A 23,804-nucleotide genomic window follows, 5' to 3' on the forward strand; every position below is an offset into this window, starting at 1 on the left:
GGGGCATGTCCGCCGCATTAGTACGACTGCGGGGCCCCGCCTGTGGACAACCGTCCCGCCCGTCTCCGCCGACCTGGCAGCATGGCCGTGTGACAGCAGCAACGCACTCCACCCTGTTCCCGCAGGCACCGGACTCGGCCGACGCGGTGCTCGACGGGCTCGACCCCGAGCAGCGCGAGGTCGCCACGGCCCTGCACGGTCCGGTGTGCGTGCTGGCCGGAGCCGGCACGGGCAAGACCCGGGCCATCACCCACCGCATCGCCTACGGGGTGCGCGCCGGCATCCTGCACCCTTCCAGCGTGCTCGCCGTCACCTTCACCAACCGGGCCGCGGGGGAGATGCGCGGCCGGCTTCGCCAGCTCGGCGCCCAGGGTGTCCAGGCCCGCACCTTCCACTCCGCGGCCCTTCGGCAGCTGCAGTACTTCTGGCCGAAAGCGATCGGTGGCTCCCTGCCCCGGATCGTCGACCGCAAGGTTCAGCTCGTCGCCGACGCGGCCGCCGCCTGCCGTGTCCGGCTCGACCGAGGTGAGCTGCGGGACGTCACCGCGGAGATCGAGTGGTGCAAGGTCACCCAGACCGTCCCCGCCGACTACGCGCTCGCCGCCGTCAAAGCGGGCCGTGAGTCCCCCCGCGACCCCGCCGAGATCGCCCAGCTCTACGCCGCCTACGAGGACCTCAAGCGCGAGCGCGCCGTCATCGACTTCGAGGACGTCCTGCTGCTGACCGCCGCCGTGCTGCAGGACCGGCACGACATCGCCGAACAGGTCCGCGCCCAGTACCAGCACTTCGTCGTCGACGAGTACCAGGACGTCAGCCCGCTCCAGCAGCGCCTGCTCGAACTGTGGCTCGGCGACCGGGACGACCTGTGCGTGGTCGGGGACGCCAGCCAGACCATCTACTCCTTCACCGGCGCCACCCCCGACCACCTGCTCGACTTCCGCACCCGCCATCCCGGCGCCACCGTCGTCAAGCTGGTCCGCGACTACCGCTCCACCCCCCAGGTCGTCCACCTCGCCAACGGTCTGCTCGCCCAGGCCCGCGGCCGCGCCGCTGACCACCGTCTGGAACTGATCTCCCAGCGCGCCCCCGGACCCGAGCCGGGCTACGCCGAGTACGCCGACGAGCCCGCCGAGGCCGAGGGCGCGGCCCGCCGTATTCGCGAGCTCCTCGACGCAGGGGTCCCGGCCGCGGAGATCGCCGTCCTGTTCCGCACCAACGCCCAGTCGGAGACCTACGAGCAGGCCCTCGCCGACTTCGGCATCCCGTACCAGCTGCGCGGCGCCGAGCGCTTCTTCGACCGGCCCGAGGTGCGCAAGGCCGGTGTCGCCCTGCGCGGTGCGGCCCGGTTCGGCGGCAACGACACGCTCCTCGAGGACGCCGTCGACCTGCCCTCGCAGGTGCGTGCCGTGCTCTCCGGCGAAGGCTGGACCACACAGCCGCCGGCCGGCTCCGGGGCCGTCAGAGAGCGCTGGGAGTCGCTGGCGGCCCTGGCCAACCTGGCGCATGACTTCGCCGCGGCCCGGCCCGGGGCGACCCTCGCCGATCTGGTCGCCGAACTCGACGAGCGGGCGAGCGCCCAGCACGCCCCGACCGTCCAGGGCGTCACCCTGGCCTCCCTGCACTCCGCCAAGGGCCTGGAGTGGGACGTCGTCTTCCTGGTCGGCGTGGCGGAGGGCATGATGCCGATCACCTACGCCAGGACCGACGAACAGATCGAGGAGGAGCGCCGCCTCCTGTACGTCGGGGTCACCCGGGCCCGTGCGCGGCTGCACATCTCGTGGGCGCTGTCCCGCTCTCCGGGCGGCCGTCCGAACCGCCGTCCGAGCCGCTTCCTCGACGGTCTCCGTCCCGGCTCGGGCACCGCCGTGGGCCGTGCGGGCGGCGGGGGCGCCGGAGGCATCGAGCGGGGGTTCCCCGGCGTCGCCGCGGGCGCCGGCCAGGCGCCGCGCCGGACAGCGCGCACCCCGGCCCGCTGCCGGGTCTGCGGGCGCACCCTGACCGACGCCGGCGAGATGAAGCTGATGCGCTGCGAGGACTGCCCCTCCGACATGGACGAGGGCCTGTACGAGCGACTGCGGGACTGGCGGGCGGTCCAGGCGAAGCGCGCCGGACAGCCGGCGTTCTGCGTCTTCACCGACAAGACGCTGATGGCGATCGCCGAGGCCGTCCCCGAGGAGGAGGGCGAACTGGCCCGGATCCCCGGGGTCGGTGTGCGCAAGCTGCACCGTTACGGAACCGACGTCCTGGCCATCTGCGCAGGCCAGGACGTGGTGGAGGGGGACGAAGGGGAGTGAGGGAGGGTCGGCCGAAGATTGATCCGAACTCGTCGGAAAAATAGTTTGCGCATGCCCCGGCAATCCCCATAGGTTCTTAGACACCGGAACGGCGGCCTTCTCGAAGGCCCTGATTCCGTGCTGTACTTGCATATCCGTCGGACCGGCTCACCCCGGTCCCCCGATACGCCAAGAGGAGGCGATTCCAGTGATCATCATCAACCGCAGCTCCACCGCCAAACTGACCGATTGCTCGGTCGTCTCCACGTGCATGCTCGGCGCCTCGGTCCTGGGCACCGGTCTGTCCGGCATCCGTGCCGACCGGCCGGCGTCCTCCTCTGTCTCGCCCGTGAGTCTTCTCGTCCGCGAGCGCAATGAGCGACCGACCAAGGCACTGGAAGCAGTAGAGGCACAGGCACATGCCTATGCCTTCGCGGCGACCGGTGCCGGATTCCGCAAGCAGACGACGCAGCACCACCTGATGTGGGCCTTCCGTGGGCCAGAACCCTGGAGTGATCCAGCCTGATCGTCGATCAGGCCGGCGCCTTCAGGGCCGCGGAACCCCACCCGGGATCCGCGGCCCTTCTGTTTTCCCCGAACGGGGACGACGGAGCGAAGGGGCCTCGGGACAAGAAAAGAACCCGGTACCCAGCCGACACCCGGTCCCACAGGACCGGACCGACCAGACGAGGAAGACGAACCGTGCAACTCGAAGCGCACGCCCCGTCCGTACCGCCTTCCGAAACGATCCCCCCGCCCGGCCTCACGGAGGACTCCACCTTGACCCCGCTCACGGCGCTCACCGCGCTCGACGACGCCATCGAGAACCTCGGCGTGCCCGTCCCCTGCCGTTCGTACGACCCGGAGGTCTTCTTCGCCGAGACCCCGGCCGACGTCGAGTACGCCAAGTCCCTCTGCCGCACCTGCCCCCTGGTGGAGGCCTGCCTCGCCGGCGCCAAGGAGCGACGCGAGCCCTGGGGCGTCTGGGGTGGCGAGCTGTTCGTCCAGGGTGTCGTCGTCGCCCGCAAGCGGCCGCGTGGTCGCCCGCGCAAGAACCCGGTCACGGCATGAACACCGCAGGAACAATCGACCGCCCCCTCACGCAAGACCCCAAGAAGCAGGCCCCGATGAAGCCGTTCACCAGCGAGCCCGCAGGCTCCGCGACCGAAGACCTCACCATCACCACCGGCGCGTACGACTCGCGTCAGAACAGGACACGCGAGATGCAACTCATCCCAGAAGCCCTGGCTCGTGCGCATATGCGCGACCGCCTGCACGAGGTCGAGCGGGAGCGCCAGGCCGTGCGCCTGGTGGCCGCTCGCCGGATGCAGCGTCGGGCCGAGCGCGCGTCCCTGCGCGCCCGGCGGGCGCTCGCCATGGCCGTGATGCAGTAACCGCACCAACCGCACACACCGGATGCGGTGGCCTCCCGACAGGGAGGTGAAACTCTCCCCGAGGGGGCGGGTCCGTCCGTACGGGCCGGCCCCCTCGGGGCGCTGTGCGCCCGATCCGACGCCCCGGCGTTATCGTCCTGGGCATGGCGAGTCCTCCCGGAGACGGCGACCGCGACGGTTCACCGGCGGAGCCCCTGCCCCTGCCTCCGTCCAGGCCCCGGTCCGGGCCCCTGTCCGTGGTGTGCGGCCGGTGCGGGACCCGGGCCGCAGAGCCACCGCCGGTCACCTGGACGTGTTCCCTGGAGAACGGCGTCCGCCGGCACTTCTGCGAGGACTGCGCCCGGGAGAACCTCCGGGCGATCGAAGGCCGGCTCGACTCGGAATGGTGGTGACGTATCTCACACCCGGGTCGGAGCCCCGTACCCGCGTCTCACGCCTCCGCCGCCGAGCCCTCCGCAACCGAGTCCTCCGTTTCCAGGGAATCCACGGACTCCAGGGTTTCCAGGGCCTCCAGCGCGTCCTCCGCGAGGAACCCGGGCAGCCAGTCCTCCAGTTCGTCCCGTAGCCGTACTGTCGCGCCGAGCTGGCACAGCACGCCGATCGTGCTGAGGGTCACCCGGTGAATCAGCAGGTACGCCGGCGGCAGGTTGAGCTGTTTGCCCAGCTGGTGGGCGGGAGAGCGGGGGTCGGCTATGCGGGCCGCCTGGTTGCGCATCCAGCCGCGGGTGAAGGTGAACTCCTCTGCGCGGGCCGGTTCGATGATCGGCAGGAGGTAGTCGAGGACCGCGTCGGGATCGAGCTCGATGGACTCCTTCACGAAGCCCTCCGCGCAGAGGAGTTCGTAGACCGCCTCCGCGTCGCCGTCCAGGGTCAGGCGCAGGGACTCGCCGATCGGGTCCGGCAGGCCGCCCGCCAGCCGATCCACCGTGCCGAAGTCCAGAACGCCAAGCCGCCAGTCGTCCTCGCCCTCCGGCCCGCCAGGCAGGAGACGGAAGTTGCCGGGGTGCGGGTCGGCGTGCAGCAGGCCGGTGCGCGCCGGGCCGGAAAAGAGGAAACGGGACAGCAGCTGGCCGGCGCGGTCCCGCTGCTCCTGGGTGCCCTCGGAGATCACCTCGGACAGGGGCACGCCGTCGATCCACTCGGTGACCAGGATCTGGTCGCACTGGTGGACCACCGCCGGCACCACGACGTCGGGATCCCCGGCGAACTCCTCCGCGTGGGCCTGCTGGGCCTGCGCCTCCAGGCAGTAGTCCAGTTCCTCCGAGACCCGGTCACGCAGCTCGGCGATCAGCGGCTTCACGTCCATGCCCGGAATGAGCGGGCCCAACAGGCGTGCGAAGCGACTGAGTTGGTTCAGGTCGGACAGCAGGGCCTCGCCGGCTCCGGGGTACTGGACCTTGACTGCGACCTCCCGGCCGTCGTGCCACACCGCTCGGTGCACCTGACCGATGGAGGCCGCCGCGGCGGGCTTGTCGTCGAACTCCAGGAAGAGCCCGGCCCAGTCCTCGCCGAGGTGTTTCGTGAGCACGGCGTGCGTGGTGCCGGTCGGCATCGGCGGCGCCGCGTCCTGGAGCTTGGTGAGGGCCGCGCGGTACGGTCCGGCCACCTCCTCGGGCAGGGCCGACTCGAAGACGGACAGGGCCTGCCCGAACTTCATCGCGCCGCCCTTCAGCTCGCCCAGCACCTTGAAGAGCTGCTCCGCGGTGCGCTGCTGCAGCTCGCGGCCGACGATCTCCGCGGACTCGCCCACGATCCGCTTGCCCAGACCCCAGGTGGCCCGCCCGGCGAAGCCGAGCGGGAGCGCGGCGAGCTTGGCGGTCCGGGTGACCGCCTTCCGGGGAAGATCAGACATGCGCCCTCCAAGTCCCAGCCAGCCGCGCGGTGTCCGTCGTACCGCGAAACTCCGTTGAATGCCGTTGCTGTTCCATTGTCGCGTGCGAACCGCCCTCCTCGGAGGTGTGTTCCCGCATACCTTTCTCCGCGGCCCCGCACGGACAGGCACAGTGTGGCCGCACCGGCCGTGCGTGCCACTGGAGCGCGGGCACGGAGACCTCCCACCGGGCGCCCACGCTCGACGGGTCGCGGCCGTCGAGGAAGGTGAGCGCGTGGGCGGCGGCCAGCCCGGCCACCGTCGTGGCCAGCGTCAGGTCACAGGCGCGCGTCGTGCGCCGATGACCGGAGTGCCACTGGGTGACCAGCCGCGGCCAGGCCTGGTCCCGGTCGGTACGGTCCTGGTGCAGACAGCCCGCGCAGCCCGTCTCACCCGGCAGCACGAGCGGGCCCACGACCCCCGTGCCCTCGACGACCCCGGCGTAGAGATGCGGGGTGCCCGAGGCGATCAGGGGTTCCGCCGCGGAAGGGACGGGCGCGTGCACGGACACGTCGTCCCGCGGGGCGAGGATCACCAGGGAGAAGCCTGGAGTGTCCTCGGCGGGTGAGCTCCTGCTCCTGCGGGGCGGGCGGCCGGGGGCGGCCCGGCGCACGACGCGGCCGGCCGCCTCGTCCCGGCGCTCGCCGACCGCCTCGGCGGGCAGGCCGCCGGGTGCCACATCGCCCGGCTCCACCTTTCCACCGTCACGCACGTCCACCTCGCCGACTCCCGCGCCCGACAACAGCGCCGCCAGCACTGTGCCGACCCTGCCCGCGCCGCGCACCTGGACCCGCAAGCCGCGCCGGGCGGCCAGGTGCTCCACAGCGTCTCCCGGCTGCGAGGTGACGAGGGACAGTGCGGCGAGATCGGGCCGCAGCCGGTCCATGACCTCCTTCCTCTCCCGCAGAGCGGAGGCCTCAGGCCCGCCGCCGCGCGCGTCGTCGAGCAGCCCCGCCCGGGCCAGCCGCTCCACCAGCCGGTCGACATGACCGTCGGGCAGATCCATACGGCGGCCCTCCTCACGCAGCAGCGGAAGCCCGCGAGTGCCGTCCAGCAGGTCGAGGAAGCTGCCCGTGGCCGTGTCCACCGGGCCGAGTGTCAGTGCGTGCGCCGGCGTCATGCCGAACTGCACCGTGTTGAGGTCGCGCCAGCCGCGCCGCAGCGCGGGCTTCACCGTCGGATGCATCGAACGCCCCCGTATGCCTGGAAAACTCCCCGTCACGTCGACGGAGCGGGGCGTGGGGTGTCCTCGCTCCGCCGACGACTGCCAGCATGCCCGGACCCGCCCGAGCCCGCCGAAAGTTGTCCACAGGCAGCGGCATTCGTCGTACGAATGCGTCGTACGAGGCAAAAGCGGCAGGCCGGATCGGAACCCACCCGACCAGGAGTCGGGACTTCCCCCGTGTGCAACGGGTAACGTCGGGGCGTGCCCGCCGACCCACTGCACCGCGCCGGACCACCACAGCGCAGCACGACGAGCCAGCCGCCGAGCGGCTCGGGGGCGAGCGCGATCGAGGTTCGCAGAAGCACCCGGCGACGTCGGACGGTCTCCGCGTACCGCGAGGGCGATCGCACCATCGTGCTCATCCCTGCCCGGATGTCCGAGGCCGAGGAGCAACGCTGGGTGACCGTCATGCTCGACAAACTCGCCGCGCAGGAGAGCCGGCGCGTGCCCGGCGACGCCGAGCTCGCCGAACGCGCCGAGCGTCTGTCGGCCCAGTGTTTCGACGGCCGGGCCCGACCCGCCTCGGTGCGCTGGGTGACCAACCAGAACACCCGCTGGGGATCGTGCACACCGGCCGAGGGCAGCATCCGGCTGTCGCACCGCCTGAAGGGCATGCCCGAGTACGTCATCGACTACGTCCTCGCGCACGAACTCGCGCATCTGCTCGTGCCGGGTCACGGCCCCGACTTCTGGCGGCTGCTGGAGGCCTACCCGCGCACCGAACGCGCTCGGGGCTACCTCGAGGGCGTCGTCGCGGCCGAACGCCTCCCCCACCTGCCGCAGACGAGCGGGGAGTGACCTGCGGCGCGCGTGGGGCGAACCTCGCGGGCGTCCGGTGATGTCGCTTGTGTACCGGGTCTGTACCGACATCGTGCGTTGTCGGACTTTGCCGTTAGCCTGACGCGACGCACTCGCAATCGGGATGGGGGACGGTCGTTACGCATGCCCAGGGAATTCCAACGCGGCCACAAGGCCAGGATCAGTGACCTCACGGCGGGTACCGATCTGTACGTAGGCGTGCAGATCACCGCCCCCGGCCTGACCTTCGACATCAGCTGCTTCGGTCTCGACGCCGACGAGCGTCTCTCGGACGACCGGTACTTCGTCTTCTTCAACCAGCCCAAGTCCCCCGAGGAGTCCATCCAGCTCCTGGGCGCCCAGGCGGGCGACACGGAGTCCTTCCGCATCACCCTCGACCGGATCCCGCCGCAGATCCAGAAGCTGTCCTTCACGGCCACGCTGGACGGCGCCGGGCAGATGTCGCAGATCGACCCCGGCTACCTGCGCATCGTCGCGGGCGGCGAGGAGGTGGCCCGCTACGCGTTCAACGGCTCCGAGTTCACCAGTGAGCGGGCCGTCATGCTGGGCGACTTCTACCTCAAGGACGTGTGGCGGTTCGCGGCCGTCGGCCAGGGCTTCGACGGCGGCCTGGACGCGCTGCTGAAGAACTTCGGCGGCGAGGTCGCGGAGGAGGAGGCGCCCGCCGCGCCGCAGCAGCCGCAGGCCGCCGCCGCTCCGAGCTTCGCCCCGCCCGCCTTCGGCGCGCCCCCCGCTCCTCAGCAGCCGCAGCCCGCCGCGCAGGGCTTCGCGCCCCCGCCCGGCGCGACCCCGCCGCCGGCCCCGGCTCCCGCGCCCCCGGTCCACGCCGCGCCGACCATCGTCGCGCCGCTGGCCCCGCCCGGCGGTCACGTCCCGCCGCCCGCCCCCGCCCCGGCTCCTTACGGGCAGCCGCCCCAGCAACAGCCGTACGGCCAGGGCCCCGCGCCGACCGCGCCCATGCCCCCCGGCTACGGTCAGCAGCCCTCGGCCCCGCAGGCCCCCCAGGCCCCGCCCGGCTACGGACAGCCGACCCCGCCGCCCGGCTACGGTCAGCAGTCCCCCTTCGGGCAGGTCCCCGGCCAGCAGGTTCCCGGCCAGCAGGCCTACGGTGTGCCGCAGGGCGCGCCCCAGGGCGGTGCCGGTGTGGCGTCGGCGCTCCAGCAGTTCAAGGAGACGCCGACGGGGCAGCGCTGGACCCAGCAGAACAGGAAGATGATCCGGGTCGACCTCGGCATCGGCGGCCAGCCCGTTCTCGCCCGCCAGGGCAGCATGGTCCTCTACCAGGGCAAGGTCGACTTCAGCTACAAGGGCGCCGGGTTCGCCGGCCGGGTCGTCGGCAACGCCACCGGCCAGGAGATGCAGCTGATGCGCTGCACCGGCCAGGGGCAGGTGTTCCTCGCCGAGGACTCCACCCATGTGCACCCGATCGAGCTCCAGGGTGACGCGGTCTGCGTCTCCGCCGAGAACGTCCTGGCCTTCGACGAGAGCCTCCAGTACGAGGTCCGTCGCATCGAGGGGCACGGCATCCCCGGCGGCGCGCTGTTCACCATGCAGTTCCAGGGCGCCGGGACGATCGTCGTGAAGACGCACGGCACGCCCGTGGTCCTGCCGGTCACGCCCACCACGTTCGCCGACTGCAACGCCGTCGTCGCCTGGTCGGCCGCCTCCCAGGTGGTCGTCTCCAGCCAGGTGCGGATGCGCCGCAACGCCTACCCCGGCGACACCGGCGAGAGCGTCAATCTCCAGTTCCGGGGCGCTCCCGGCAACTTCATCGTCGTCCAGCCGTACGAGGTCTGAGGGAGCCCGTCATGAACCAGCCGCTCGCGGGCTACGCGCCCGCACCCGTCACCGCCCGCATGGAGAACCACGGCAACCACATGCTGAAGGTCGCCATGCAGACCGGTAACGACCTCTTCGCGCGCGTGGGCTCGATGGTCGCCTACGAGGGCTTCGTCCAGTACGAGCCCAACCCGCCGGCCGTACGCCAGATCGCCCGCGACTGGATGACCGGCGAGGGCGCGCCCCTGATGAAGTGCACCGGCGACGGTCTGCTCTACCTCGCCGACTACGGGGCGAACGTCGTCGTCATCAACCTCAACGGCGACGGAATCTCCGTCAACGCCACCAACCTGCTCGCCTTCGACGCGCACCTCACCTGGGGCGTCGAGCGCGTCAAGGGGCTTGCGAAGTTCGCCGGTCAGGGGCTGTGGAACACCAAGATCTCCGGGCAGGGGTGGGTCGCGCTGACCTCCCGGGGCAAGCCGATCGTCGTCGACTGCGGCGGCGGCGAGGACGAGACGTACGTCGACCCCGACGCGCTCGTCGCCTGGTCCCCGAACCTCAAGGTGAAGGGCAAGCGCAGCTTCAAGGCGCAGTCGCTCATCGGCCGGGGCAGCGGCGAGGCCTACCAGATGGCCTTCTCCGGCCAGGGCATCGTCGTCGTCCAGCCCAGCGAGGACAGCACCGACCGCCTCCGGGTACGGGGCTGAGGGGGACCGGAAACACCATGCAGAGCTCACTTTTCGCGCACAACGACTCGCAGACCCAGGACCGCTGGAGTCTGCAGAACAAGCAGATGCTCCGGGTCACCCTGGAGGGCCACGACGACATCCTCGCCCGCAAGGGGACGATGGTCGCCTACCAGGGCCTGATGGAGTTCGACGCCGAGTACCAGAGCAACCAGCAAGGGCGCGCGCGTGCGCACACGGGCGAGGGCCTGAGCCTGATGCGCTGTCACGGCCAGGGGACGGTGTACCTCGCGAACCTCGCCCAGCGCATCCACGTCATGGACGTGGAGCAGGACGGGCTGACCGTGGACAGCAGCTATGTGCTGGCCATGGACTCGTCACTGCACCACGAGGTCATCGCCGTCGACAGCCTCTACGGCATCTCCGGCTCGGGGAAGTACCAGCTCAACATCACCGGCCGCGGCAAGGTCGCCCTGATGACCTCCGGCGCGCCGCTGATGATGCAGGTCACCCCCGACAAGTACGTCAACTGCGACGCCGACGCCATCGTGGCCTGGTCCACCGGACTGCGGGTGCAGATGCAGGCGCAGACGCACTCCTCCGGGGTGTGGCGCCGGCGTGGTAACACCGGTGAGGGCTGGGAGCTCAGCTTCATGGGCAGCGGCTACGCGCTGGTCCAGCCCAGCGAACTGCTGCCGCCGCAGAACGCCCAGATCGGGTCGGGTCTCGCCGCGCAGTACGGCATGGGCCAGCAGGGAGCACGGGGACAGAACCAGGGCAACGTCTGGAGCTGACCGCCCGGACGTCGGACGTGGGCCGACGGATGTAACCGACGGACGCGGCCGACGGACGTAGCCGACCGACGTAAGGGGCGACCACCTGGTGGTTCGCCCCTTACCCGTTCCGGCTCACAGCCGCGCGCGGGCCGCCTCCAGCAGGCGCACGACCGACGCGTCGGCCACGCCCGCCACCTCGTCATAGGCGAACCAGCGCAGGTCGAGAGACTCCTCGCTGATGGCCTCCACGGCTCCGGCCGGGGCGAGCGCCGCGTACTGGACGTCGTAGTGCCAGGCGCAGGGCGTGTGATGCCGGTCCAGGCGCACCGGACCGCCGGGCAGCAGGCTCAGCCCCGGCACGCCCGACTCCTCCGTCCCCTCCCGCAGCGCCGCGCCCGCCAGCGTCGCGTCGACCGGCTCGCAGTGGCCGCCCGTCTGCAGCCACATCCGCAACTTCTTGTGCAGCGTGAGCAGCACACGGCCGCGCTCCGGGTCGATCACCAGCGCGCTCGCCGTGATGTGCCCGTCCGCGCAGGCCTTCCACACGCCGTCGGGATGGACCGCCAGATGGTCCAGGTACGTCTGGCACAGCTCTCGCTGGCCCTCGTACCCCTTCAGGACGAGGACCGCGTCGTCGTGCAGGCTCACTTGGTGTCGTCGCCCCCGGAGTCGTTCCCGTCGTCCGTACCGTCCGTGTCGGCGTCCTTCTTCAGGTTCGGCTTCTCACCGTGGCCGCCGCTCGCCGCCTCGCCGAGCATCTTGTCCAGCTCGGAGAAGTCCATCTGCTCGCGGTGCACGAAGCCGTCCGGGTCGTCGAGGTCGGAGGCCGTGGGCAGCATGTCCGGGTGGGCCCACAGGGCGTCCCGGCCGTCGACCCCGCGCGCGTCCGTCAGCGAGGCCCACAGGCGGGAGGCGTCGCGCAGACGGCGAGGACGCAGCTCCAGGCCGATCAGCGTCGCGAACGTCTGCTCCGCCGGACCGCCCGTGGCACGGCGGCGGCGCAGGGTTTCCCGCAGCGCGTCGGCGGACGACAGGCGCGGCTTCGCGGCCGCGTGCACCACCGCGTCCACCCAGCCCTCGACGAGTGCCAGAGCCGTCTCCAGACGGGCCAGGGCAGCCTTCTGAGCCGGGGTGTCCTCGGGCTGGAACATGCCCTGCTGGAGAGCCTCCTGCAGCTGCTCGGGATTCTGCGGGTCGAACTGCCCGACCACGTCCTCCAGCTTGGCGGTGTCGACCTTGATCCCGCGCGCGTACCCCTCGACCGCGCCGAACAGGTGCGAGCGCAGCCACGGCACATGGGCGAAGAGCCGCTGGTGGGCGGCCTCGCGCAGGGCGAGGTAGAGCCGCACCTCGTCCTTGCCGACGCCGAGGTCCCTGCCGAAGGCCTCGATGTTCACCGGCAGCAGCGCGGCGCGCCCGGCCGGACCGAGCGGCAGGCCGATGTCGGTCGAGCCGACGACCTCGCCCGCGAGCACGCCCACGGCCTGGCCGATCTGCGAGCCGAACATCGCGCCGCCCATCGAGCGCATCATGCCGATCAGGGGGCCGGCCATGGCCTGCATCTCCTCCGGCAGGACGTCGCCCATGGCCGCGCCGACGCGCTCGGCGACCGGGTCGACGAGCTCCTTCCACGCGGGCAGGGTCGCCTCGACCCACTCGGCGCGGGACCACGCCCCGGCGGTTCCGGCACCGGACGGCAGGGACGTCGCGTCGTCCAGCCACAGGTCGGCCAGGCGGACGGCCTCCTGGACGGCGGTGCGCTCGGAGGAACCGATGCTCGAGTCCTTGACGCCGTCGGAGGTGCCCTGGGCGACCGTCTGGCGGGCGATCTGCTGGGCCATGTCCCAGTTCACCGGACCGCCCTCGTAGGAGAGCATCTGGCCGAGCTGCTGGAAGGCGGCGCCCAGGTCGTTGGGGTTCAGCGAACCGAACATCGCGGCGAGCGGATTGTCCGCGCCGGGCGCGCCGAAGCCGCCGGCGCCGGGCAGGCCGCCGAAACCGAACGGGTTGGCCGGTCCCTGACCACCGCCGCTCTGTGGGTCCTTCTTGCCCTCGTCGCCGTCCTCCGGCTCCTCCGGCGGAAGGCCGAATCCGAATGGGGTGTCACTCACGGGGTTCCTCGGCTGGTAAGGCCACCGGTTTTCGGCCGGCGGCGACTGCCCTGCAACACCACCCAGCGTAGACACCCCGGCTCGATCGGGCCTCGGTGCTTCGCCGACTCCTGCCCTGCGGCAGGATGGATGCCACCTGGTACGTACGCGTCACTCGCGCCCGTATGCCAAGACAACCGCTGGAGACACCTGGTGAGTTCCCCAGATCCGCAGGTTCGCGCAGCGCGAAACCCTTCGGCCCGGGCCGGCGCCCGAGGGCCCGTCGTCGCCGTGACCGGCGCGGCGACCGGGGTGGGCGCGCTGCTCACGGAGCGGCTCGCCGCATCGGAGGAGGTCAAGCAGGTCGTCGCCATCGACGAGCGGCGGGGTGGGTGCGACGCGGCTCAGTGGCACATTCTCGACGTCCGCGATCCGGCGATCGCCGACAAGCTGCGCGGCGCCGACGTCGTGGTCCATCTCGCGCTCGACCTCGACCTGGGGAGTGACGCCGCCGCCCGGACGGCCTACAACGTGCGCGGTACGCAGACGGTGCTGACGGCCGCCGCGGCGGCCGGGGTGCGCCGCGTGGTGCTGTGCACCTCCGCGATGGTCTACGGAGCGCTGGAGGACAACGAGCTGCCGCTCTCGGAGGACGCGGAGCTGCGCGCGACGGCGGAGGCGACCGGCGTCGGGGACCTCCTGGAGATCGAACGGCTCGCGCGCCGCGCGCCCCGGGCGCATCCCGGTCTGAACGTCACCGTGGTGCGGCCCGCGATCCTGGTCGGCGGCACGGACACGGCGCTGACCCGGTACTTCGAGTCACCGCGGCTGCTGGTCGTCGCCGGGTCGCGGCCGGCCTGGCAGTTCTGCCACGTCGAGGACCTGGTGAGCGCCCTGGAGTACGCCGTCCTGGAGAAGGTCGACGGGGAACTCGCCGTCGGGTGCGACGGGTGGCTGGAGCAGGAGGAGGTCGAGGAGCTCAGCGGGATCCGGCGCATGGAGCTGCCGTCGGCGGTCGCCCTGGGCGCCGCCGCGCGGCTGCACCGGATCGGGCTGACGCCGTCCCCGGCGGGCGACCTGGCGTACACGATGTACCCCTGGGTGGTGAGCGGAAGCCGGCTGCACGACGCGGGGTGGCGGCCGGGCTGGACCAACGAGGAGGTTCTGGCGGAGCTGCTGGAGGAGGTGGCCGGACGGCACACCGTCGTCGGCCGGCGGCTGGGGCGCAAGGACGCGACGGCCGCGGGGGCGGCCGGGGCGACGGTCGCGCTGCTGGGCGCGGCTGCCGTGGTGCGACGGGCCCGGAAGGCCCGGCGGCGCTGAGCGGCGGGTGGCGGGCGGCTTCTCGCACCCGCCACCCCGGGTTGCACCCGCCACCCCGGGTTCGCGGTTGCCCCCGCCGCCCCCGGTCGCGGGATTGCTCCTGCCACCCCACCATCCCGGACGCCGGAAGGGCCGGACGCCGGAAGGGCCGGACGCCGGAAGGGCCGGACGCCGGACGGGCCCGACGCCGGACGGGCCGGTGCTTTGGAGCGACCTCCAAGGCGCCACGCGCGCGTTACCGGGTGATCACGCTGTTTCGCCTGTTCCCGGGGTGCGGCACGATGGGGGTATGGCAGCCATCGACGAGCATCCCGGCGAGCGGGCGGCGCAGGACCCCATCAAGCTGATCGCCGTTCGCGACACCCCCCTCTCCCTGGACGAGGTCTTCAAGGCCGTCGGGGACGACGCGGCCGGCGGGACGGCGCTCTTCGTGGGCACCGTGCGCAACCATGACGAGGGCGCCGACGTCGACGCGCTCGGATACTCCTGCCACCCGAGTGCCGAGGCGGAGATGCGGCGGATCGCCGAGAAGGTGGCGGCCGAGTACCCGGTGCGGGCGCTGGCGGCCGTCCACCGGGTGGGGGATCTGGCCGTGGGCGATCTGGCGGTCGTCGTGGCCGTGTCCTGCCCGCATCGCGGGGAGGCCTTCGAGGCGTGCCGGAAGCTGATCGACGACCTCAAGCACGAGGTGCCCATCTGGAAGCACCAGAAGTTCTCCGACGGCACCGAGGAATGGGTCGGCGCGTAGCGTCGTCGTTGGGGGGTGGTGGTCGGGCGACGGGTGGGGGGGTCGGCGCGTAGCGTCGTCGTTGGGGGGTGGTGGTCGGGCGACGGGTGGGCGGGTCGGCGCGTAGCGTCGTCGTTGGGGGGTGGTGGTCGGGCGACGGGTGGGCGGGTGGGGTCTGCTGATCCACCGGCCACCCGTCCGGTTGCGTAACCGGACCCCTGCCGTGAGCGTTGTCACTGCGAATGGTTAATCTGCTGATCAGTCAGTTGTGGTGGCTCACTGGGGTTGGGAGGTCGGCATGGCGGCGCTCGCCTGGTTGCTGATTCCGCTTGTCGCCGCGATCGGCGCGGGGCTGTGGGGGAGTTGGGCCAACCGGACCCGCAAAGCCCGCGGTGACGGTCCTGAGCTGGACGGATACGCACGCTTCCGGGCCGCCATGGAGAAGCCGCACATCCGCGCGTGACCCGGGTGGCAGCCCTGACCGTGCGCTGACAGACGCGTCCCGTACTGTCGAGTCATGCCACGCCGCACCGCGACGATGCTCGCCTCCACCTTGATCCTCATCGCGCTTCTCTGCGCGGGAGTGCTCTTCCCCGTGCCGTACTCGGAGATGTCCCCGGGGCCCACGGTGAACACGCTCGGAGATCACGACGGCGAGCCGGTGCTGCAGATCTCCGGGCGCAGGACCTACGCGACCAGCGGCCACCTCAACATGACCACCGTGCGGGTGACCAGCGCCGACTACCGGATGAACCTCGTCGAGGCCGTCTACGGATGGCTCGCGCACGACAACAAGGTCGTTCCGCACGACACGCTGTACCCGGACGGCAAGACCGAGGAGCAGTCCACCCAGGAGAACGCCGAGGAGTTCAGCCAGTCCCAGGAGAGCGCCAAGGTCGCCGCCCTGAAGGAGCTGAACGTCCCGGTGACGTCCTGGGTGATCGTCTCGACCGTGGTGAAGGGGTCCCCGGCGGAGGGCAGGCTGCACGCCGGAGACGTGATCAAGGCAGTGGACGGCACCGCGGTGAAGGCGCCGGGTGACGTCGCGAAACTGGTGACCAAGCACAAGGCCGGCGAGAACGTCGTCTTCACGATCGTTCCGGCGAAGGAACAGGCGGCTGCCGAGAAGGCGCGCAGGACGGCGACGACCACGCAGAAGGTCTCGGTCACCACCGCGGCCTCCGACGACAGCGGCGAGAAGCGCGCCATCGTCGGGATCTCGGCCGGAACCGACCACACCTTCCCGTTCACCGTCGACATCAAGCTCGCCGACGTCGGCGGCCCCAGCGCCGGTCTGATGTTCGCGCTCGGCATCTACGACAAGCTCACCCCGGGCAGTCTCACCGGCGGCAGGTTCGTCGCCGGCACCGGGACCATCGACGACGACGGCAAGGTCGGCCCGATCGGCGGCATCGAGATGAAGACCGTCGGCGCGCGCAGCAAGGGCGCCCAGTTCTTCCTGACGCCTGCCGACAACTGCAAGGCCGCCGCCAAGGACACCCCCTCGGGGCTCAGGCTTGTCAAGGTCGACACCATCGACGACGCCCTCGCCGCCCTCGAGGACATCCGCAGCGGCGACACCGCCGCCCTGCCGAAGTGCACGAAGTAGCCGCCGGGGCCTGATCCGGACGGCAGGCCCCGGGCACCCCGCAGGGCCGCTACCGCGCGCTACTCCGCGAACGTCGCCGACAGCGCCTCCGCGAGGCCCGGGACCAGCCCGGCGCCCGTGAGGACCTCCGTCGGAGCGTCCTTCTCGCGCAGCCGGAGAGCCGAGTCGCGGGTGCCGTCGCGCAGCACGCCGACCGTCATCCGGACCTCGTGGCGGTCCGGGTGCTCGGCCACCCACTTGGCGAGCTTCGCGTCGCTGAGGCCCTGCGGGACCTGGGACTCGGCGGACGGCGGCAGCATCAGGCGCTCGACGGTGAGGGCGCAGCCGACCACCGCGTCCGGCCAGGCGATCGTGGCGAGGAACTCGTCGAGCGGCTTGTCCGTTGGCACTTCGTCCTGCTCGATCGGGGTGAGGCCGGTGGTCTCGGGCTCGTCCTGAAGGCCGAGCTGGGTCGCGAGCGACGGTTCCTGGGCTCGCAGCCGAGCGGTGTCTACGAGGGCGAAAAGGCGGGCGGGCTGGTCCCAGCCGAGGCCGGAGGCGTACTCGTCGATCTCGAGTACGGCCCGGGTGAGCGGGCTCGCCGCCATGGGAGTGTTGGACATGGTCACAATCCTCTCTCGTTCCTGGGCGGAATCGGGAACCGAGTAAACGGTGAGTAAGTTGCATAGGTGTGGGCCCGCGATCACGGGGGCCACCACGGTCCACGAACACGCGGGCCTGACGGATCAACTGCGACATTCGAGGTGCGCACCTTGGCTTTCCAGATGCCGGACCGCGGCGGAGGCCCCACGGGGCCGCGGATCAGAGTGGGCCGCCCGTCCCGGCGCGTCCGGACTTTGCTGACGACCCTGGGCGTCCTAGCCGTACTCGGCATGGCGTTCACGATGTTCGCCGGGTTCTGGACGGACTGGCTCTGGTACCGCTCGGTGAACTACTCGTCCGTGTTCACGACCATGCTCTGGACCAAGATCGGGCTGTTCTTCGTCTTCGGCCTGCTGATGTCCTTCGCGGTCGGCTTCAACATCTGGCTGGCCCACCGGCTGCGGCCGCCGCTGAGTGCGATGTCGGTGGAGCAACAGAGCCTCGACCGCTACCGCATGGGCATCGCGCCGTACAAGACGTGGCTGCTGCTCGGCATCACCGCGCTCGTCGGCCTGATCGCCGGCGCTTCCGCGGCGGGCCAGTGGCGCACGTGGCTAATGTGGGTCAACGGGGTGTCCTTCGGGCAGAAGGACCCGCAGTTCCACCTGGACGTGTCGTTCTTCGCCTTCGACCTGCCCTGGTACCGGTTCCTGCTCGGCTTCGGCTTCGCCGCCACGATCCTCTCCCTGATCGCCGCCGCGCTCACCCACTACCTGTACGGGGGGCTGCGCGTCACCAGCCCCGGTGCGCGGGCCACCGCCGCGGCGACCGGGCATCTGTCGGTGCTGGTGGGCACGTTCGTCGCGCTGAAGGCGGTCGCGTACTGGCTGGACCGTTACGGCCTGGCCGTGAAGTCCAGCGACTTCAAGGCCACGGACAACTGGACGGGCCTGCGGTACGTCGACGCCAACGCCTACCTGCCGGCCAAGACGATCCTGTTCTGCATCGCCGTCATCTGCGCCCTGCTGTTCTTCGCCACGCTGTGGCGGCGCACCTGGCAGCTGCCCGTGATCGGCTTCGGCCTCATGGTGCTCTCGGCGATCCTCATCGGCGGGCTGTACCCGGCGATCGTCCAGAAGTTCCAGGTCCAGCCCAACGAGCAGGCCAAGGAAGCCCCGTACGTCGCGAAGAACCTCAAGGCGACACGTGAGGCCTACGGCATCGACGGCACCCAGGTCACCGAGTACTCGGGCACGAGCACGACCAAGGACAAGACGACGCTGCGCGACGACGTCGACGCGACGGCGAGCATCCGCGTGCTGGACCCGAACATCGTCTCCCCGACGTTCCAGCAGCTCCAGCAGATGCGGAAGTACTACGCGTTCCCGACCAACCTGGACGTGGACCGCTACAACGTGAAGGGCGCCGACCAGGACACGGTGATCGGTCTGCGCGAGCTGAACCTCGCGGGCGTGGACAAGCAGAACTGGATCAACAACCACTTCCGCTACACCCACGGTTTCGGCGTGGTCGCGGCGAACGGGACGACGTCCGACGCCGAGGGCCGGCCCCTGTTCACCGAGTCCAACCTGCCGTCCGAGGGCGAGCTCGGCACCTACGAGCAGCGCGTCTACTACGGCGAGAAGACGACCACCTACTCGATCGTCGGCGGTCCCCAGAAGGAGATCGACTACTCCGACGACAGGGGGGAGAAGACCACCAGCTACCGGGGCAAGAGCGGGGTCGACCTCTCCAACCCGGTCAACCGGGCCGCGTACGCGGTGGCGTTCGGCGAGCCGCAGATCCTCTACTCCGGTGCGATCGGCGAGGGTTCGAGGATCCTGTACAACCGCACGCCCAAGGAGCGCGTCGAGGCCGTCGCCCCCTGGCTGACCATCGACGGTGACGCCTACCCGGCCGTGGTCGACGGCCGCATCCAGTGGATCGTCGACGCGTACACGACGACGAACGGCTACCCGTACGCCTCCCGTACGACCCTCGGCGACACGACGGCCGACTCGCTGACCGCGACGAACGACAACCGCGCGGTGGTGGCCCAGCAGAACCAGGTCAACTACATCCGCAACTCGGTGAAGGCGACCGTCGACGCGTACACCGGCGAGGTCAAGCTCTTCCAGTGGGACACCCAGGACCCGGTCCTGAAGACCTGGATGAAGGCGTTCCCCGGCACGGTGAAGGCCAAGTCGGCGATCTCCAAGTCGCTGATGGCCCATCTGCGGTACCCGCAGGACCTGTTCAAGGTCCAGCGTGAGCTGCTCACCCGTTACCACGTGAAGGACGCCACGACGTTCCTCAGCGGCAGCGAGGTGTGGCAGGTGCCGGACGACCCGTCCAACAAGTCGGGCGACGCGGTGCCGCCGTACTACCTCAGCATGAAGATGCCCGACCAGAAGGCACAGGCGTTCTCGCTGACGACGACGCTCACGCCCAACGGCCGGGACAACCTCAGCGCGTTCATGGCGGTCGACTCCGAAGCGGGCACTCCCGGTTACGGCAAGATCAGAATCCTGAAACTGCCGACGAGCACGACCGTCGACGGGCCGAAGCAGGTGCAGAGTCAGTTCAACTCCGAACAGGACATCGCCGAGTCCATCAGACTTCTTAAGGGCGGCGACTCCGACATCGAGTACGGCAACCTGCTGACGGTGCCGCTCGACGGGGGCCTGCTCTACGTGGAGCCCGTGTACGTCCGCGGCGGCGGGCTCAAGTACCCGCTGCTGAAGAAGGTGTTGGTGACGTACGGCGGCAACACCGCCTTCGAGGACACCCTGGACGAGGCCCTCGACAAGGTCTTCGGCGCGCAGGCCACGACCCCGCCGCCCGCGGACGAGCCGGGCGGCACCACCCCACCGCCGACGTCGAGCAACCCGACCGTCCGCGAAGCGCTGGCCGACGCCCAGAAGGCCTTCGACGCCGGCCAGGAGGCCCTGAAGAAGCCCGACTGGGCCGCGTACGCCAAGGCGCAGAAGGACCTCGAGGACGCACTGAAGCGGGCCGAGGCGGCGCAGGCGGCGGCCGACAAGGGCACCAAGCCGAGCAGCAGCCCGAGTCCCACCGGTTCGGCGAGTCCCAGCAGTGGCTCGAGCGGCGGTTCCGGCGGCAAGCCCAGTCCCAGCCCGAGCCCCAGTAGCGGCTGATCATGCTCCACCCCGCGTCGTGGTACGGTTGTGGAACACGACGCGGGGTGGAGCAGCTCGGTAGCTCGCTGGGCTCATAACCCAGAGGTCGCAGGTTCAAATCCTGTCCCCGCTACTGAAGACGAAGGCCCGGATCCGGAAACGGATCCGGGCCTTCGTGGTGTGCGAACGCGTGTGCCGGAGAAAGCGATCGCCGCGCCGCTGTGGGGAGTTGGCGGATCTGTGTTTGACTTGTCTCTCTGTGGGCATGTCGACAAAACGCTGAAGTGACCTTACGGGCCGCGGTATACCAGGTGTACCCGGGTTGCGGGTGGTGCGACGATGGACGTTATGGGGGACAAGGCAACTCTGTTCGAGACAGGGCGGTTTGTGCAGCCTTCCGACGAGGAAGCGACCCCGGACGAGAGCCGGGACGAGACGGCCGACGCCGTCGAGACGGGGGAGGCCGTCGAGGAGATGCGCCTGCGGCTCGCGGCGGAAGCCGGCGACGCCGAGGCCAGGAGCGTCCTCGGGGCCATGCTGCTGCGCCGCGGCGACCTGGACGGCGCGGAGCCCCACCTCCGTGCCGCCACCGCGGAGGGCGACCGCGCCGCCGCGAACAACCTGGGCGTCCTGCTCCACCAGCGCGGCTACCCCGACGAGGCCGCGGGCTGGTGGCGGGTCGCCGCGGTGGCCGGCTCCGCCGCGGCCGCCCACGCGCTGGGCCGCCACCGCCGCGAGTGCGGGGACGAGCCGGCCGCCGAGTACTGGCTGCGCCAGGCCGCCGAGCAGGGGCACACGCTGGGCGCGTACGCCCTCGCAGACCTGCTGGAACATCGCGGGGACGCCGGGGCGCGGCAGTGGATGCGGGTCGCCGCCGAGCGAGGCCACCGGGAGGCGGCGTACCGCCTCGCGCGCGCCCTCGACCAGCACCGGAACCCGCTCCAGGACGGCACTTCACCAGAGGGCGCACACGACGACGGCGCCGCCGGGCGGACCGAGGCCGAGCAGTGGTACCGGCAGGCCGCCGCGCGCGGACACCGCCGCGCCGCGCTGCACCTCGGGACGATCCTGGAGAGCCGCGGCGATCTGAAGGAGGCCGGGCGCTGGTACCTCACGTCGGCCAAGGACGGCGAGGCGCGGGCCGCCTGCGCGCTCGGGTTCCTGCTGCGCGACGCCGGCGACCCGGAGAACGCCGCCGTCTGGTGGCTGCGGGCCGCCCAGGACGGCGACGGCAACGCGGCGAACGCGCTGGGCGCGCTGCACGCGGAGCGCGGCCAGACCCAGACCGCCGAACGCTGGTACCGGGCCGCGATGGACGCCGGGGACGACAACGGCGCCTACAACCTCGCCCTGCTCTGCGCGGAGCAGGGCCGCACCGCGCAGGCCGAGCAGTGGTACCGGCGCGCCGCCTACGCCGGGCACCGGGAGGCGGCCAACGCCCTCGCCGTCCTGCTGCTCCAGGTCGGAGACACGGCCGGGGCCGAGCCCTGGTTCTCCAAGGCGGCGGAGGCGGGCAGCGTCGACGCCGCGTTCAACCTGGGGATCCTGTTCGCCGGGCGCGGCGAGGAGGAGGTCGCCCTGCGCTGGTACGAGCGGGCGGCGGCCGCCGGGCACACCGAGGCAGCGCTGCAGGTCGGCATCGCGCGCCTGCGTGACGGGGACGAGCAGGAAGCCGAACGGCATCTGCGGTGCGCGGCGGGCGGCGGCAACGCGGAGGCCGCGTACCGGCTGGCGGCCGTGCTCGACGCCCGCCGACCGCCGCAGCCCGCGCACGAGCTGGGGGAGACCGTGCACGAGAAGACCGAGTGCGAGGAGTGGTACGAGCGCGCCGCGACTCAGGGGCACCGGCGCGCGCAGGTGCGTGTCGGGATGCTGGCCGCGGCGCGCGGCGACGTCGTCGAGGCCGCGCGCTGGTACCGGACGGCCGCGGAGGCCGGTTCACGCAACGGAGCCTTCAACCTGGGGCTGCTGCTCGCGCGGGAGGGCAGCGAGCCCGAGGCGGCCGTGTGGTGGACGCGTGCGGCCGACGCCGGGCATGGGCGGGCGGCGTTGCGGCTGGCCCTGGTCTACGCGCGTCGGGGTGAGCTGGCGGAGGGGAAGCGGTGGGCCGACCGGGCGGTGTCCCTCGGCCCGGCGGAGGTGGCCGAGCGGGCGGCCCGGCTGCGCGACGCCCTGCGGGAGGAACTGTCGGCGTGAGCTTGTCGGCGCGGGTCTGTAGGCCTGGGTCTGTAGGCCTGGGTCTGTCGGCTGAGTGCCGACCCTACGCCGCGGTAACCCGTCTCCGCCCCGCGGCACCACCCCGCTGACCTCGGCATATAGGCGCCGCCTTATGGATTTGCCTTCCTCGTCGCCCTTCACGTAACGTGGGGTTCACCGACGCGGGGTGGAGCAGCTCGGTAGCTCGCTGGGCTCATAACCCAGAGGTCGCAGGTTCAAATCCTGTCCCCGCTACTGAAGGTCGAGGGCCGGAATCCGAAAGGGTTCCGGCCCTCGGTCGTTCGCTGTCACGTGCCCTCGGGGTCTGCCGTTCCGTTCTGCCGTTCCGGCTGTGGCGGTCACGGTCGTGGCCACAGCCGGGCGCGGGTCAGGCGGTCGCGGCGCAGTTCGGGCAGATGCCGCGGTAGGTCACCTCGACGCCCGACACCGTGAAGCCGAAGCGCTCCGAGTCGGGCAGGTCGGCCAGCGGGTTGCCGCTCGGATGGACGTCCTTGATCGCGCCGCAGCGGGCGCACACCAGGTGGTGGTGCGGACGGTGGGCGTTCGGGTCGTACCGCTTCGCGCGCTTGTCGGTGGCGACCTCGAGCACCTCGCCGAGGGAGACCAGTTCGCCGAGGGTGTTGTAGACGGTCGCCCGGGAGATCTCGGGCAGCCTGACCACCGCTCTGGCGTGCACTTCGTCGGCCGTCAGATGGACGTGGTCGCCCTCGAGCACCTCGGCCACGACGCGGCGCTGTGCGGTCATCCGCCATCCGCGTCCGCGCAGCCGTTCCAGAAGGTCACTCATGGATCCAGCCTAACAGTCGACCGGACCAGGTCACGAACCTGTGTGACTTTAGATCCTTGACGGACTTGGACGGATTCCAGTATGAGTTCGGGCGCTCTCCGCGTTCAGGCGGGCACCCGCTGTCGGGCCGGCGCCCAGCAGCGGATGATGTCGCGGACCGAGACGATGCCGGCCGGTCCGCCGTGGTCGAGGACGATCAGGTGACGGAAGCCGCCGTGGGCCATCGCCCGGGCCGCCTCCTCCAGGGTCCAGGTCGGGGCGGCGAAGACGACGTCGCCGGTGGTGTGCGCGTGGGTGCGCTCGACGTCCGGGTCCTGGCCGAGGCCCACGGAGTTGAGGATGTCCCGCTCGGTGAGGATGCCGATGCCGCCGGCGTCCGGATCCAGGACGATCGCCGCGCCGACGCGGCGGGCGGCCATCAGGGCGGCGGCCTGACGGAGTGTGTGTGCGGGGCCGATGGTCAGAACCACCGTGCTCATGGCGTCGCGGACGAGCATGGGCTGA

Annotated in this window: 22 protein-coding genes and 2 tRNA genes; 17 read left to right on the top strand and 7 right to left on the bottom strand. The window is 71.3% G+C overall.

Annotated features, from left to right (window positions below):
- The first annotated feature begins 5 nt into the window (after window positions 1–5).
- The 5 genes from QA802_RS27720 (at window position 6) to QA802_RS27740 (ending at window position 4,059) form a co-directional block, all read left to right on the top strand.
- Window positions 6–2,294: an ATP-dependent DNA helicase UvrD2 gene (locus tag QA802_RS27720; RefSeq protein ID WP_334528016.1), complete on the top strand. Its 2,289-nt coding sequence runs from the start codon at window positions 6–8 to the stop codon at window positions 2,292–2,294.
- A gap of 187 nt (window positions 2,295–2,481) precedes the next feature.
- A complete protein-coding gene (locus tag QA802_RS27725) occupies window positions 2,482–2,799 on the top strand; it encodes a hypothetical protein (protein ID WP_334528019.1) in 318 nt (105 codons plus the stop codon).
- Between the two features lie 176 nt (window positions 2,800–2,975).
- A complete protein-coding gene (locus QA802_RS27730; RefSeq protein ID WP_057584309.1) occupies window positions 2,976–3,344 on the top strand; it encodes a WhiB family transcriptional regulator in 369 nt (122 codons plus the stop codon).
- Complete coding sequence (locus QA802_RS27735) at window positions 3,341–3,667, top strand: putative WhiB-interacting protein (RefSeq protein ID WP_334528022.1); 327 nt, start codon at window positions 3,341–3,343, stop codon at window positions 3,665–3,667. The genes QA802_RS27730 and QA802_RS27735 overlap by 4 nt, the downstream gene beginning before the upstream one ends.
- 143 nt (window positions 3,668–3,810) lie before the next feature.
- Complete coding sequence (locus tag QA802_RS27740; RefSeq protein WP_334528025.1) at window positions 3,811–4,059, top strand: hypothetical protein; 249 nt, start codon at window positions 3,811–3,813, stop codon at window positions 4,057–4,059.
- Window positions 4,060–4,097: 38 nt separating this feature from the next.
- Here QA802_RS27740 and QA802_RS27745 read toward each other — a convergent pair whose 3' ends face one another.
- Window positions 4,098–5,519, bottom strand: coding sequence for an ABC1 kinase family protein (locus QA802_RS27745; RefSeq protein ID WP_334528028.1), 1,422 nt, complete (start codon window positions 5,517–5,519; stop codon window positions 4,098–4,100).
- Window positions 5,512–6,723: a TOMM precursor leader peptide-binding protein gene (locus tag QA802_RS27750; protein ID WP_334528031.1), complete on the bottom strand. Its 1,212-nt coding sequence runs from the start codon at window positions 6,721–6,723 to the stop codon at window positions 5,512–5,514. Before QA802_RS27750 ends, QA802_RS27745 begins: the two co-directional genes overlap by 8 nt.
- 240 nt (window positions 6,724–6,963) lie before the next feature.
- Between QA802_RS27750 and QA802_RS27755 the strand changes: the two genes are divergently transcribed.
- The 4 genes from QA802_RS27755 to QA802_RS27770 all read left to right on the top strand — a co-directional run bounded on the left by QA802_RS27755 (window position 6,964) and on the right by QA802_RS27770 (window position 10,843).
- Window positions 6,964–7,560: a M48 metallopeptidase family protein gene (locus QA802_RS27755; RefSeq protein WP_334528034.1), complete on the top strand. Its 597-nt coding sequence runs from the start codon at window positions 6,964–6,966 to the stop codon at window positions 7,558–7,560.
- Between the two features lie 144 nt (window positions 7,561–7,704).
- On the top strand, window positions 7,705–9,378 hold the full coding sequence (locus tag QA802_RS27760; RefSeq protein WP_334528037.1) for a TerD family protein: 1,674 nt from the start codon (window positions 7,705–7,707) through the stop codon (window positions 9,376–9,378).
- 11 nt (window positions 9,379–9,389) lie between these two features.
- On the top strand, window positions 9,390–10,070 hold the full coding sequence (locus QA802_RS27765) for an AIM24 family protein (RefSeq protein WP_079659796.1): 681 nt from the start codon (window positions 9,390–9,392) through the stop codon (window positions 10,068–10,070).
- A gap of 17 nt (window positions 10,071–10,087) precedes the next feature.
- Window positions 10,088–10,843 (top strand): AIM24 family protein, encoded by a 756-nt coding sequence (locus QA802_RS27770; RefSeq protein ID WP_334528039.1) that lies wholly within the window; start codon window positions 10,088–10,090, stop codon window positions 10,841–10,843.
- A 114-nt stretch (window positions 10,844–10,957) separates the two neighbouring features.
- Here QA802_RS27770 and QA802_RS27775 read toward each other — a convergent pair whose 3' ends face one another.
- Window positions 10,958–11,473 carry an NUDIX hydrolase gene (locus tag QA802_RS27775; RefSeq protein ID WP_334528041.1) on the bottom strand — a complete coding sequence of 172 codons (516 nt, stop codon included), beginning with the start codon at window positions 11,471–11,473 and terminating at the stop codon, window positions 10,958–10,960.
- Window positions 11,470–12,936 (bottom strand): zinc-dependent metalloprotease, encoded by a 1,467-nt coding sequence (locus QA802_RS27780; protein ID WP_334528044.1) that lies wholly within the window; start codon window positions 12,934–12,936, stop codon window positions 11,470–11,472. Before QA802_RS27780 ends, QA802_RS27775 begins: the two co-directional genes overlap by 4 nt.
- 192 nt (window positions 12,937–13,128) lie before the next feature.
- Between QA802_RS27780 and QA802_RS27785 the strand changes: the two genes are divergently transcribed.
- The 4 genes from QA802_RS27785 to QA802_RS27800 all read left to right on the top strand — a co-directional run bounded on the left by QA802_RS27785 (window position 13,129) and on the right by QA802_RS27800 (window position 16,574).
- Window positions 13,129–14,238: an SDR family oxidoreductase gene (locus tag QA802_RS27785; RefSeq protein ID WP_107442001.1), complete on the top strand. Its 1,110-nt coding sequence runs from the start codon at window positions 13,129–13,131 to the stop codon at window positions 14,236–14,238.
- A gap of 289 nt (window positions 14,239–14,527) precedes the next feature.
- The gene (locus QA802_RS27790) at window positions 14,528–14,986 is read left to right on the top strand and encodes a molybdenum cofactor biosynthesis protein MoaE (RefSeq protein ID WP_319164915.1); all 459 of its coding nucleotides are present in this window, start codon (window positions 14,528–14,530) and stop codon (window positions 14,984–14,986) included.
- A gap of 250 nt (window positions 14,987–15,236) precedes the next feature.
- A complete protein-coding gene (locus tag QA802_RS27795; protein ID WP_319165051.1) occupies window positions 15,237–15,428 on the top strand; it encodes a hypothetical protein in 192 nt (63 codons plus the stop codon).
- 54 nt (window positions 15,429–15,482) lie between these two features.
- Window positions 15,483–16,574: a YlbL family protein gene (locus QA802_RS27800; protein WP_334528050.1), complete on the top strand. Its 1,092-nt coding sequence runs from the start codon at window positions 15,483–15,485 to the stop codon at window positions 16,572–16,574.
- Window positions 16,575–16,633: 59 nt separating this feature from the next.
- On the opposite strand, the gene QA802_RS27805 is transcribed toward QA802_RS27800, so the two are convergent.
- The gene (locus QA802_RS27805) at window positions 16,634–17,176 is read right to left on the bottom strand and encodes a PPA1309 family protein (protein WP_057584738.1); all 543 of its coding nucleotides are present in this window, start codon (window positions 17,174–17,176) and stop codon (window positions 16,634–16,636) included.
- A 162-nt stretch (window positions 17,177–17,338) separates the two neighbouring features.
- Here QA802_RS27805 and QA802_RS27810 point away from each other — a divergent pair, with 162 nt between their 5' ends.
- The 4 genes from QA802_RS27810 (at window position 17,339) to QA802_RS27825 (ending at window position 22,747) form a co-directional block, all read left to right on the top strand.
- Window positions 17,339–20,314 carry a UPF0182 family membrane protein gene (locus tag QA802_RS27810; RefSeq protein ID WP_334534934.1) on the top strand — a complete coding sequence of 992 codons (2,976 nt, stop codon included), beginning with the start codon at window positions 17,339–17,341 and terminating at the stop codon, window positions 20,312–20,314.
- Between the two features lie 41 nt (window positions 20,315–20,355).
- A tRNA-Met gene (locus QA802_RS27815) sits at window positions 20,356–20,429 on the top strand.
- Window positions 20,430–20,635: 206 nt separating this feature from the next.
- Window positions 20,636–22,492 carry a tetratricopeptide repeat protein gene (locus QA802_RS27820; protein WP_334528053.1) on the top strand — a complete coding sequence of 619 codons (1,857 nt, stop codon included), beginning with the start codon at window positions 20,636–20,638 and terminating at the stop codon, window positions 22,490–22,492.
- Window positions 22,493–22,673: 181 nt separating this feature from the next.
- Window positions 22,674–22,747: transfer RNA gene (locus QA802_RS27825), tRNA-Met, on the top strand.
- 133 nt (window positions 22,748–22,880) lie between these two features.
- Here the strand turns inward: QA802_RS27825 and QA802_RS27830 are convergent.
- Window positions 22,881–23,300: a Fur family transcriptional regulator gene (locus tag QA802_RS27830; protein ID WP_334528056.1), complete on the bottom strand. Its 420-nt coding sequence runs from the start codon at window positions 23,298–23,300 to the stop codon at window positions 22,881–22,883.
- A gap of 104 nt (window positions 23,301–23,404) precedes the next feature.
- Window positions 23,405–23,797 carry a CBS domain-containing protein gene (locus QA802_RS27835; protein WP_334528059.1) on the bottom strand — a complete coding sequence of 131 codons (393 nt, stop codon included), beginning with the start codon at window positions 23,795–23,797 and terminating at the stop codon, window positions 23,405–23,407.
- Window positions 23,798–23,804 lie beyond the last annotated feature (7 nt).

This window comes from Streptomyces sp. B21-105, from assembly GCF_036898465.1.
GTDB lineage: Bacteria > Actinomycetota > Actinomycetes > Streptomycetales > Streptomycetaceae > Streptomyces.